13 protein-coding genes are annotated in these 10,878 nt (G+C 39.6%); 10 read left to right on the top strand and 3 right to left on the bottom strand.

Features of this window, described 5'->3' with window-relative positions:
* Positions 1–667 precede the first annotated feature (667 nt).
* The 5 genes from K8S13_RS24240 (at position 668) to K8S13_RS24220 (ending at position 2,667) form a co-directional block, all read left to right on the top strand.
* On the top strand, positions 668–1,024 hold the full coding sequence (locus K8S13_RS24240) for a type II toxin-antitoxin system RelE/ParE family toxin (RefSeq protein WP_291466303.1): 357 nt from the start codon (positions 668–670) through the stop codon (positions 1,022–1,024).
* Complete coding sequence (locus tag K8S13_RS24235; protein WP_291466302.1) at positions 1,021–1,326, top strand: helix-turn-helix domain-containing protein; 306 nt, start codon at positions 1,021–1,023, stop codon at positions 1,324–1,326. The genes K8S13_RS24240 and K8S13_RS24235 overlap by 4 nt, the downstream gene beginning before the upstream one ends.
* A gap of 193 nt (positions 1,327–1,519) precedes the next feature.
* Positions 1,520–2,011, top strand: a complete 492-nt coding sequence (locus K8S13_RS24230; protein WP_291466301.1) for a hypothetical protein — start codon at positions 1,520–1,522, stop codon at positions 2,009–2,011.
* A gap of 149 nt (positions 2,012–2,160) precedes the next feature.
* Entirely contained in the window at positions 2,161–2,379 is a 219-nt protein-coding gene (locus K8S13_RS24225) for a hypothetical protein (protein ID WP_291466300.1), read from the top strand.
* A 6-nt stretch (positions 2,380–2,385) separates the two neighbouring features.
* Complete coding sequence (locus tag K8S13_RS24220; RefSeq protein WP_291466299.1) at positions 2,386–2,667, top strand: type II toxin-antitoxin system RelE/ParE family toxin; 282 nt, start codon at positions 2,386–2,388, stop codon at positions 2,665–2,667.
* 165 nt (positions 2,668–2,832) lie between these two features.
* Here the strand turns inward: K8S13_RS24220 and K8S13_RS24215 are convergent, their stop codons facing one another.
* Complete coding sequence (locus K8S13_RS24215) at positions 2,833–3,516, bottom strand: ATP-binding protein (protein WP_291466298.1); 684 nt, start codon at positions 3,514–3,516, stop codon at positions 2,833–2,835.
* Positions 3,513–4,469 carry a GntR family transcriptional regulator gene (locus K8S13_RS24210; protein WP_291466297.1) on the bottom strand — a complete coding sequence of 319 codons (957 nt, stop codon included), beginning with the start codon at positions 4,467–4,469 and terminating at the stop codon, positions 3,513–3,515. The genes K8S13_RS24215 and K8S13_RS24210 overlap by 4 nt, the downstream gene beginning before the upstream one ends.
* A 99-nt stretch (positions 4,470–4,568) precedes the next feature.
* Here K8S13_RS24210 and K8S13_RS24205 point away from each other — a divergent pair, with 99 nt between their 5' ends.
* Genes K8S13_RS24205 through arfB form a run of 3 tightly spaced genes read left to right on the top strand, consistent with a single transcriptional unit; the run spans position 4,569 to position 6,100 of the window.
* The gene (locus K8S13_RS24205) at positions 4,569–5,219 is read left to right on the top strand and encodes a class I SAM-dependent methyltransferase (RefSeq protein ID WP_291466296.1); all 651 of its coding nucleotides are present in this window, start codon (positions 4,569–4,571) and stop codon (positions 5,217–5,219) included.
* Entirely contained in the window at positions 5,206–5,670 is a 465-nt protein-coding gene (locus K8S13_RS24200; protein WP_291466295.1) for a GNAT family N-acetyltransferase, read from the top strand. The genes K8S13_RS24205 and K8S13_RS24200 overlap by 14 nt, the downstream gene beginning before the upstream one ends.
* A 1-nt stretch (position 5,671) precedes the next feature.
* Complete coding sequence (gene arfB / locus K8S13_RS24195; protein WP_291466294.1) at positions 5,672–6,100, top strand: alternative ribosome rescue aminoacyl-tRNA hydrolase ArfB; 429 nt, start codon at positions 5,672–5,674, stop codon at positions 6,098–6,100.
* A gap of 28 nt (positions 6,101–6,128) precedes the next feature.
* On the opposite strand, the gene K8S13_RS24190 is transcribed toward arfB, so the two are convergent.
* Positions 6,129–6,788, bottom strand: a complete 660-nt coding sequence (locus K8S13_RS24190) for a GntR family transcriptional regulator (RefSeq protein WP_291466293.1) — start codon at positions 6,786–6,788, stop codon at positions 6,129–6,131.
* 197 nt (positions 6,789–6,985) lie between these two features.
* Between K8S13_RS24190 and K8S13_RS24185 the strand changes: the two genes are divergently transcribed.
* On the top strand, positions 6,986–8,266 hold the full coding sequence (locus K8S13_RS24185) for an FAD-binding oxidoreductase (protein ID WP_291466292.1): 1,281 nt from the start codon (positions 6,986–6,988) through the stop codon (positions 8,264–8,266).
* An 85-nt stretch (positions 8,267–8,351) separates the two neighbouring features.
* Positions 8,352–10,878, top strand: a 2,527-nt coding sequence (locus K8S13_RS24180) for a histidine kinase N-terminal 7TM domain-containing protein (RefSeq protein ID WP_291466291.1), incomplete at its 3' end; no start/stop codon positions are given.

The raw sequence follows: 10,878 nt of genomic DNA, 5'->3' as shown, positions 1-10,878 counted from the left end.
CTACGTCGAACAATTGGCCCGCACCGCTGCGCGGTACGAACCAACCGTTCGACCGGCAAGTTTGCCATAATAATCAGACGCTACGCGTCCATTATCATGGCAAACTTGCCGGTCAACTCACGCATTCTGTCCCGTAAACTTATGAGATTAAAATAAAACAATGAGTCGCAATAAAAAAAAAGAACAATTTGTTAGGGTGTCGAGTATCTTAATCTCTTTCTTCATTTTATCACTTGGTATTTTGCATCTTCTTGCTGGACATTTACATTATAGAGGAGCATTAGTATTCTCCCCTTTCACAATAGTTATAGGCTTATTCATGCTTTTTCAAATGGGATAAAATCAATGGCAACACAAACATAAAAAAGCCTAAAACAAAACCCAATCACAGTTTTATTTCAGTGCTAATTGGAATGAGTTTTGGCTTAATAGGTGGATTTCTATTGCTATTTAATCTCGATACGACAAAGGGCTATAATCCGTATGGTTGGTGGTTTACAGGCACATTGTTTGCTACAGTCCTTTGTGGGCTTCTTGGTCCGATTGTTTATAAAAGCCTGATCAAAAATAAAGGGTATACATACCTAAAAGATCCATATTGATTTTTAATCGTTTTACTTATTGACAATGTATCACTGCGTGCTATACTTAAATGATGAAAAAGTTAATGACAAAACATTTCTCAAAATGGGTATCAAAACAAAAAATTCATGAAGATGATTTGTTGATAGCTTTAACAGAAGTTCAGGATGGTAATTTTGAAGCAAGCCTTGGTGGGCATATTTATAAAAAAAGAATTAAATTTAAAGGTCAAGGTAAAAGTGGTAGCGGCAGAACGATTATTTGTTACAAGAAAGGAAACAGAGCTATTTTTATTCATGGATTTACCAAAAACCAAAAATCAAACCTGTCGAAAAAAGAATTAAGTATCTTTAAAGAGTTATCCAGGATTTTACTTAATTTTTCAACTAAAGAAATGCTAATAGCAATAACCAATGGAGACATTATTGAGGTGAAATCATGAGAAAATCAATTGCCAAATCGGTAACAAGCACTGTTAAAGATTTGTATAAAAGTGGATTGGTAGACGTAATAACCATGAAAAATATTGAAAAACTTTGTATTCCAGAAGTAAAGGAATATACTCCTGAAAAAATTGTTTTTATTCGAAACAAATTCAGTCTAAGCCAAGCAGCTTTAGCAAGTATTTTTAATATTAGCCCTTCAACTGTACAAAAATGGGAACAAGGCAATAAAAAACCTACTGGGGCATCAAAAAAATTATTAGATATAATTGAAAGAAAAGGTATAGAAGCACTTATTTAAAAATTGCAGAACAAGTCGCCGGAGTGGATCGGGGCTACTGAGCGGCTCTCAGAAGTATTGGCATAGACATAATTTTTAATCATACAGAGTTGGTTGGCTTAAGAGGCCCCCGACCCCTCAGCTCAACGTTCAGAGAAATTTCAAAGATAGCCTCTATTAATTTGAGCAACAACGTAGCAAGGAGGAATTATTAATGGATGTCAGCGTTTACCAGCTTTCCATTATCGCTGGAGGATTCACCATTGTAGGAGCTCTTATTGGTGCTTTAGTTAGTTATCGTCTTTCCAAAGTTTTTGCTAAAAATAATGCTATAATTAATGCTCAGGCGAAGTTACGAGCAACCTTTGCACCTTCCCTCGCTCAAATTTATCTTGCTCAAAAGCATGGAAACCATGATCGTCCAGATATTAATAGTTTTGTTAAAGAAAATTTGTTGGGTCATGCTTCTGCAGTTGAAGAATTCCGCCCTCACATCCCTTGTAAAAATAGAGTAGCATATCAAGATGCTTGGGAAAATTATCGAAAAATTGCCAATGATTCAATTGAGTCTGCTACTGAAGACAGGGTGAAAGGGGTTGAACTTGGTGGTGCACTTGAAAAAAGTATTCATAAAATTCTTTCTTTTGCAAAATCAGAATTTTGCCTATCAATGGCGTTGGAGCCGTCACGGCCGAGCCTGGAATAAATTAAAATTTTACCAGCTCACGTCCGTGCGGCTCAACAGCCGACGTTCGCTTTCAAAGCAAATTTCGATACAATTCGCAACAACATGTTGCATAATGCAATTTTTTGTGTCATTTTGTTATATAAATGATACTTGAGGAGGCAACCATTATGACGACCGCAGTAAGAATTACAGATAATTTGGCAAAAGAAGCAAAAATATTTAGTAAAATTGACAAACGTTCATTAACTGGACAAATTGAACACTGGGCATATATTGGAAAATGTGCTGAAGAAAATCCTGATTTAACTTACAGCATGATTAAAGACATCCTCATCGGTCTTGTAGAGCTGGAACAAGGCGAATCATCAGAGTATGAATTTGGATAGTACTCAATGAAAATCATTCAATCCCGTTCATTTAAACGGAAAGTTAAAAAATTTGGTAAGCAAGACAAAAAAGTGCTTGATAAGCATGTTATAAAAATTGCTAAAACTCCATACATCGGTACAGAAAAAAAAGGTGACCTTCGTGGCGTATTTATTCATAAATTCAAATTGAAAAGTATTGAATACTTACTTTCATATCGGTTTATCAGAGATGATCTTGAATTGATAATGATTGGTCCACATGAAAACTACTATAGAGATTTAAAAAACTATCTCAAAGCAAGATAAAAAAGCGAACAAGTCGCCGTAGAACTCGGGAAGCCCCAGAGGTTCCAGGAAATTTAGTCCTGGATGGATAGAGCTATAGGAACCGGATGCGGGAAAACCGCACGTCCGGGTCTGTGCGGGGGTGCCGGGTAACTGGCGTTCCTACTGAGAGATAAATTTTTTATTTTAGACTGTTTTGCAATTATGAACAAGGCTGAGGTCGCTTTTTGGGGTCATAATAATGGCATTTTCAGGGCATGTGGTAATGCATAGCCCACATCCATAGCAGAGTTCAGGATCATAAACCATTTCCTTGTCATTATATTTTCTGGCATTAAACTCGCATCGCTCTGCACATTGACCGCACTGAATGCATTTGTCAGGATCATCCCTAGCAATATAATCTGATTTTGTCAGGACATAGTCTTTCCCATATTTCATGACAAGCTGAAGGTCATGGCAGCAGCAGGAACAGCAACTGCACAGGGCATAAACTTCGTGGTCGGGTTTGTAGAGCGTCAGGTGAACCAGCCCGTTCTGGTTGGCCTGTTTTAATATTGTTTTGGCCTCATCAAGATCAATCTTTCTTGACAATCCTTTTTCAATCCATTTTTCTCCGGATTCATTTAGAATAAAACAGACTTCCAGGGGGTTGTCACAATTTTTGTAATGCTCACGGCAGACGCATTTAGCAACAGTGATCAGTCTTGCCTGTTTTAAGATCTGCATTGCCTGTTGTGACGGGATGATGTGTTTTACGTTATCCAGTGATTCTCCAATGGGGATCACTTTAGAGGCATAAGAGATTAAATTTTTTTTCAGCCACTTGTCATATCTATTGATATATCCTTTAAGATTAGCGTCCATCATAATGCACCTCCTTTTTTAAGTCTTGAAATTATAAAATCAAGGTTTCCCGGATCAATGTCCAGATCCACACGGTAGATTTTTTTTTCTGTCGGAAAATTTTCAACCAGGGTGTTATAAACATAGTGGGTGGCAAAAATAATATCGCAGGATTCCAGCATGAACCGGAGGGCCTTTGTATCATCAATTCCCACATGAATTCGGCTAAGGGATGATCCGGATGACAACATAAAGGTTTTGAAAAATGCTTTTGAACTTTTTTTTGAGATACAGCAATATCCCACCGAGGTTCCGGCAGGCAACTGCATGATCTGGTTCATGATTTGAAAATCTGTTTTGATCATAAATCCAATGGTCTCAACCGGCAGATCCGGAACGGCTCTCTTGAGTTCTTCCATATGGTTCATGCCGCATATGATAAGATTGTATTCTTCAGACCGCTTTATAAATTTTTCGGGAAATTTTTCAATATCCTGAATCAGCATGAAATGCGACTCTATATCACATTGGTTTTTTATCTTTTCATCCAGAGTTTCCAATACCTCATAATTGCAGTCGATCAGGATGGCTTTTCCTCCTTTTAGGGTATCTCGGGATTTTTCTAAAAGTCCTGTGATAAAAAAATCGTTGATGCTTTCGGCTTCAAAACCTGATTGAACCGCATGGTCATAGGCCAGATTGAAAATTTTTTTGAGCTGTCCGCTGTTTTTTTTAGGTACAATGTTTCTGACAAAGGTACCGGACCCTTTAATGACGTTAAGAAAGCCTTCCTGCTCAAGCTCTTTATATACTGAAGCCACGGTATTTCGGTGAATATTTAAAAAAATTCCCATGTCCCTGGCCGATAACAGCATCTCACCGGCAGTTAAGCTGCCGTCTTCAATCATGGTTTTTATCTGTCGTTTTATCTGTTCTTTAATTCCCATTGGGAAATTTTTAATGATTCTGATATCCATAAATACACATATACATAGTTGACTATGTATATGTCAACTAAAAAATCAGACTCGCTTGTAATTCATGAACAGATGCCATATTTTAAAGGTGTTATGATCATGAATCAGCAAACATACTGGGATAGGGCGGCATCTCAAAAGGAATTTACCACACCCTTTCAGATGGATATTTTTAAAACCTATGTGTTCCAAGAATCCGTCATCCTGGATGTGGGCTGCGGATATGGTCGAACCCTGAATGAGCTTTATCAGGAAGGGTTTAAAAATATTTCAGGGATTGATTTTTCACAGAAAATGATTGAAAAAGGAAATCGCCTGTATCCTTATCTTGATTTAAAAAAATGCAGACCTATCTTTTCTTTTGAGGACAATACCTTTGATGCAGTGGTATTGGTTGCGGTTTTAACATGCATAGTGAAAAATAAAAACCAGGAACTATTGATGGGTGAGATAGAACGGGTGTTAAGACCTCATGGGAGTTTGTATATCAATGATTTTTTAATTAACCGGGACCCGCGTAATATCGACAGATATAAAGCATTCAAAGAGGTTTACGGGACATATGGGGTGTTTGAACTTGATGAAGGGGCACAGCTTCGGCATCATACGACAGACCATTTATTTAAGCTTACCCGGAATTTTGAGACCCGGGAATTTGAAACTATTGTGTATACTACCATGAACAAACATACATCCAATGGATTTTATTATTTGGGAAAGCTAAAAGACAAAAGACATGATTCAGATTGACTGGAAAATAAAACCATTTAATCAGCTTGATAGAGATGAGCTGTATGAACTATTAAAATTTAGGGTTGATGTGTTTGTGGTGGAGCAAAACTGTCCTTATCCGGAAATGGATGATAAGGACAGGCATCTTGAAACCCTGCATCTTGCAGGAAAAGCAAAAGATGGGAAACTTTTGGCATACTTGAGAATCCTGCCGCCGGGTTTAAGTTTTAAAGAGGTGAGTATCGGTCGGGTGGTTGTGGCAAAAGAGAGCCGGAGGCAAGGGATCAGTGACACCCTGCTTAAAATTGCCCTTGATCAAATCAATCGCACCTGGCCCAGTGAGAATATCCGGATCGGAGCCCAGGTGTATTTAAGGAAATTTTATGAGTCCCATGGATTTGAGGCAGTATCCCAAGACTATCTGGAGGATGGAATCCCACACATTGATATGATCAGGATATATTCCTGAAATGGAAAAACAGGTTTTACATATATCGAGTCAGGTCAGTATTCCTGTCAATGAGATCCGGTTTGAGGCCATCAGGGCCCAGGGGGCGGGTGGTCAGAATGTGAATAAGGTCTCAACAGCCATCCATTTGAGGTTTGATATTCAAAATTCCAGTCTGCCGGATGATGTTAAAGAAAAAATATTGGCGCTTAATGATAAGCGAATCTCAAAGGTCGGTATCATTGTTATCAAGGCCCAGACGTTTCGCAGCCAGGAAAAAAACAGGGAAGATGCTCTTAACAGGCTCAAGGCCTTAATCTTAAAATCAATGGTCAAACAAAAGAAAAGGAGGCCGACCCGACCTTCCAAAACGGCAAAGAAAAAGCGTCTGGACAAAAAGACAAAACATGGCAAACTTAAGCAGTTGAGACAAAATATAACATTGGATTGATGACTGCCCTGCTAACAATGCAGGATGATTAAGGGGTGTCGGACAGCCCTAAAAATTTTGATCTGATCCGTTTCAAGTGCTTTAACAGATGCTCCTTGCGGGCTTCCCCCACTTTTTTTGGAATATTAGCTTTTAATAATTCACAAAGAGATAAAAGGTCCTCTTTTATGGACACAACTTCAATATTCCACTCTTTATTATGCATTTTCAGCATATTAAAATACCATAATCGAAAGGTCAGAGAATAGAGCCGGTCCGACATTTCAGTTAAAAACGGGTTGCCGGCTGCCTCGTGGAACAGCAGCTTGACCCCCATATCCAAATCAGCCAGGGACCTGGGATTTTTATGGTCAAATTGCCTGTCGCATTCTATTATAAGTTCATCCAGCCGGTTGAAATGGAGTTTTGTGAACCGTTCTGCTGCCATGGAGCCGATCACGGCTTCGAGTTCAAGTCTTGCCTCGAATACGTTGGTGATGGTGTTGAGTTCCAATTCCATTACCAGGATACCGGTGCGGGGCAGAATTTTAACCAAATGTTCCCATTCAAGGCGAAACAGAACTGTTCGTAACGGTGTCCGGCTGACGCCAAACTCTTTTGCCAGTTCCTGTTCTTTTAATATGCGGCCGGGTTCATACTCAAGATAGATAATCCGGTCACGCAGTTTGTTGTAGATATCTTGATTCATTTTATGAGTTTAATATTAATAAATAGTCATTAATAATGTGCATTTTTTAGTATACCTTAATAATATAAATCTATATAATTTATAAACGCTCTTGTCAAACTATTTTAAAATATTAGATTTTTTAATAAAAAGATATATTGACTTTTGATATTTTTTTGGTATACCATAGAGATATCAAAAAAATATTAGGAGGATTTATGGAAAATAAAAATATCACTCATGGTCTTTGGGCAGCCACTGCACCCTCCAAACCTCGGTTGACATCCATACAAGGAGACCAAAGAACAGACATCGCCATCATCGGGGGTGGATATACTGGACTTTCTGCTGCTCTGCATCTGGCTAAAATGGGTAAAGAAAGTATTGTTCTTGAGGCAGAAGATATCGGGTATGGCGGGGCTGGGCGTAATGTGGGCCTTGTTAATGCAGGACTCTGGCTTATGCCCGAAGATTTGATTAAACTTGCCGGTCCGGAATATGGAGATAGACTCATTAAGGTCCTGGGAGATTCTCCTGACCTTGTGTTTAAGCTGATTGAAGAACATCAAATTGAATGTGAAGCCCTTCGAAACGGAACCCTTCATTGTGCAGACTCCAAAAGCGGTTTGAAAGCACTTCAGCAGCGGGAAGAACAATGGCTGAAATACGGGGCACCCGTGCGGCTTCTCGGGCAGGATGAGGCTGCATCCAAGACCGGCAGCAATTCTTTTTATGGAGCATTGCTGGACAAACGTGCCGGAACCATTCAGCCGCTTGCCTATGCCTACGGACTTGCCAATGCAGCATTGAAGGCCGGGGCGCAATTGTATAACCAATCCCCTGTGGTCGGGTTTGAAAAGACCAGGGATGGATGGAAATTAAACACCCCCTCAGGAACACTGACGGCAAATTCAGTAATCATTGCTGTTCCGGCATATCCGGGCCATGCATTTGAATCCAATAAAAAATCCATGGTGAGGATGAATTTTTTTCAGTTTGCCACCCAGCCGCTTTCAAAAGATATTCTAAAAATCGTATTGCCGGAGCGCCAGGGGGCCTGGGACACCAATCTGATTCTGTCTTCCTATCGCCTGGATGCTGCCGGACGACTCATTGTAGGCAGTGTGGGGGCAGTGAAAGGCTTTGCCTATGGCCTGCATGAAAGCTGGGTAAAAAGAACCATTGCAAAAACATTTCCCCAGGTTGGAAATATGCAGCTGGAACATGGTTGGTACGGCACATTCGCCATGACCCCCAAGCCTATTCCGCGATTCCATGTGCCGGAGAAAAATATGGCAATGATCACAAGTTATAATGGCCGGGGTATTGGTCCCGGGACCGTATTTGGAAAACTTCTGGCCGAGTATATAAGTGGAGGCTCCCCTGAAGATATCCCATTGCCGATTTCAAAAAATGAACCGGTATGGTCTCGCCTTTTTTGGAATCCTTTTTATGAGACAGGTGCAAGATTGTATCATTTTGTCCAGAGAAGAATTTAATAGGTGTTGAATTCAATGCTGAAAAATTTAATTAAATTTGATATAGTACAAAAAAAATTTTTAAATTTTTCTGTTGGAGTTAACTTTGGAAGCATTAAATTGGTCCATTGTATATGGGTTTTTTTCTTTTATAGCAGGATTGGTATCTGCGGCAATTGCCATATCCTTAGCACCATATTGGAAAAATCAAAGCGCAAGACTATTAATGCTTTTAATGGTTGCCAGTGCTGTATGGTCTTTATCCTATGGAATGGAATTTATCAGTCCAAACCTGGCACTCAAACTCTGGTGGGTTAAAGTTGAGTATGTTGGACTCGTATGGCTTGGAATGCTTCTCTTTTGTTTTGTCTTAACAATTACGAAGAAACAATGGCAGTTGAACAAAACAGGATACATGTTGTTAAGCATTATTCCGGTTTTTGTTATCATCCTGGTATTAACAAATGACCATCATCATCTGATGTGGAGCCTGACCTGGCTGGATTTGAGCAGCAAGGCGCCTGTTGTAGCCTATATAAGGGAACCCGGGTTCTGGGGATTTGTGGCTTTTATCCATATTTTGATCCTTTTTGCAACTATTATCTTGATACATTCCCTGATATCAGCCCGGGGAATTTTTAGAAAACAATTAATTGTTTTGTTAGTGGGGATTGCGTTTCCATGGCTTTTCAATATCCTGTATCTGTTCGATTTTGAAGAGCTGAGATCTTTTGATCTGACCCCGGTTGCCTTTACGATCACCGGAATAACTTTTTCATGGGGATTGCTGCGATATCAAATGTTGGGCTTAATCCCTTTAGCCCATGAGGCTGTATTGGATAGTATGGGTGATCCGGTCATTGCATTGGATATGAATGACCTGATTCTGGATATGAACAGAGCGGCACAAACCGTATTTAAAATAAAACCATTTACTCCGGTCCACAATAGGATGAAAGATTTTTTCCCGGTACTTTATGAGCAGGTTATAAAGTATAGACAGCATCACCCGGTTGAGGTTGAAACGTCATTTGCCGTTGAAAAATTGTTAAGGCAGTGGAATCTGCGGCTTTCCCCTTTGTTAAACCGAAAAGAAAAACATATCGGCTGGCTGGTTATTCTCAGGGATATTACAGACCGGAAAAATGCTGAAAATGCTGTAAAAGAGACTGAAAGAATCCATGGAATAATGCTGGAAGCCTCTCCCAACCCAATTGTGTATTATAATGAAATTGGTGAGGTAACCTATCTTAATCCCGCCTTTACAAGGGTGTTCGGCTGGCACCTGGAGGAACTTTTATCCAAAAGAATTGATTTTGTTCCAAAAGAAAACTGGCCGGAAACAAAAAAAGCAATACAAAAAACATTTGACCAGCCAGGTGGTAATTATGATTTTGTCACCCGCAGGTATACAAAAACCAAAGATATTCTTGATGTCAGCATTAATTCTGCGCAGTACCGTGCAAAAGACGAAAGTTCCACCAGCATGGTTGTCAATTTTACGGATATTACCAAAATCAAGAAAACCGAGCATGAGCTGAGACATACAAAGAATTTTATCAGGAGTATTATTAACTCAATGCCTTCCATTTTAATCGGTGTGAATTCAGAAGGCGGTATTACCCAATGGAACACCGAAGCCCAACGGGTGACCGGGATTCTTGCAGATCGGGCTGAGGGAAGTTTGCTCAGAGATGTTTTTCCTCAACTTTCAGGCCATATATCCAATGTAAGGCAAACCATTGAAAAACAAAAGATCAGGAAGGAAACAAAGGTTACCTTAACAATAGGTAAAAAGATGATTATGACAGATATTACAATCTATCCGATTCTATCAGACAGTGTTCAGGGAGCTGTCATTCGGGTGGACGATATCGGTGAAAGAGTCAGGATCGAAGAAATGATGGTACAATCTGAAAAAATGTTATCTGTTGGCGGCCTTGCTGCAGGTATGGCCCATGAAATCAACAATCCTCTTGCCGGTATCCTTCAAAATATCCAGGTCATCCGAAATCGATTGAGTAAAGATCTGCCGGCAAATATAAAAATTGCAGAAGAGTGCGGGGTTAACCTTGAAGATATTAAGGCCTATATGGAAAAAAGAAATATTTTTTCCATGATGGAACTTGTGAAATCCTCGGGTCAGCGGGCCGCTCAGATTGTTAAAAATATGCTGTCATTCAGCCGGAAAAGTGATGGCCGTAAATCCATACACTATCTTCACGACCTTATGGAAGCCACCATTGAGCTGGTTAGAAATGATTATCGTATGAAAAAGCGATATGATTTTCGTATCATTGAAATTGTAAAGGAATACCAGGAAAATATCCCAGCAATCCCCTGTGAGAAGAATGAAATTCAGCAGGTGTTCTTAAATATTTTGAAAAATGGGGCAGAGGCCATGATAGATGCAGGTATTGCATCGCCCCGATTTACAATTCGATATTTTCGAGAGGATGAACAGGTGGTATTTGAGATAGAGGATAATGGGCCGGGTATTGATCGAAAAACAAAGAAACGGATATTTGAGCCCTTTTTCACAACCAAAGATGTGGGCATTGGGACAGGCCTAGGATTGTCAGTTTCATATTTTATTATTTCGGAAAATCATAATGGTGTTATGACGGTTGAAT

The sequence above is a fragment of the Desulfobacula sp. genome (genome assembly GCF_021107415.1).
The sequence above is the reverse complement of the archived record's forward strand: the minus strand, read 5'-3'. Positions and strand labels throughout refer to the sequence as shown.

Excerpts from the sequence above, each read along its gene's own strand:
- arfB (WP_291466294.1), top strand. The coding sequence starts at position 5,672 with ATGGAAAAACAGGTTTTACATATATCGAGTCAGGTCAGTATTCCTGTC.
- K8S13_RS24220 (WP_291466299.1), top strand. The coding sequence starts at position 2,386 with ATGAAAATCATTCAATCCCGTTCATTTAAACGGAAAGTTAAAAAATTT.
- K8S13_RS24205 (WP_291466296.1), top strand. The coding sequence starts at position 4,569 with ATGAATCAGCAAACATACTGGGATAGGGCGGCATCTCAAAAGGAATTT.
- K8S13_RS24200 (WP_291466295.1), top strand. The coding sequence starts at position 5,206 with ATGATTCAGATTGACTGGAAAATAAAACCATTTAATCAGCTTGATAGA.
- K8S13_RS24185 (WP_291466292.1), top strand. The coding sequence starts at position 6,986 with ATGGAAAATAAAAATATCACTCATGGTCTTTGGGCAGCCACTGCACCC.
- K8S13_RS24240 (WP_291466303.1), top strand. The coding sequence starts at position 668 with ATGACAAAACATTTCTCAAAATGGGTATCAAAACAAAAAATTCATGAA.
- K8S13_RS24225 (WP_291466300.1), top strand. The coding sequence starts at position 2,161 with ATGACGACCGCAGTAAGAATTACAGATAATTTGGCAAAAGAAGCAAAA.
- K8S13_RS24230 (WP_291466301.1), top strand. The coding sequence starts at position 1,520 with ATGGATGTCAGCGTTTACCAGCTTTCCATTATCGCTGGAGGATTCACC.
- K8S13_RS24210 (WP_291466297.1), bottom strand. The coding sequence starts at position 4,469 with ATGGATATCAGAATCATTAAAAATTTCCCAATGGGAATTAAAGAACAG.
- K8S13_RS24235 (WP_291466302.1), top strand. The coding sequence starts at position 1,021 with ATGAGAAAATCAATTGCCAAATCGGTAACAAGCACTGTTAAAGATTTG.
- K8S13_RS24215 (WP_291466298.1), bottom strand. The coding sequence starts at position 3,516 with ATGATGGACGCTAATCTTAAAGGATATATCAATAGATATGACAAGTGG.
- K8S13_RS24190 (WP_291466293.1), bottom strand. The coding sequence starts at position 6,788 with ATGAATCAAGATATCTACAACAAACTGCGTGACCGGATTATCTATCTT.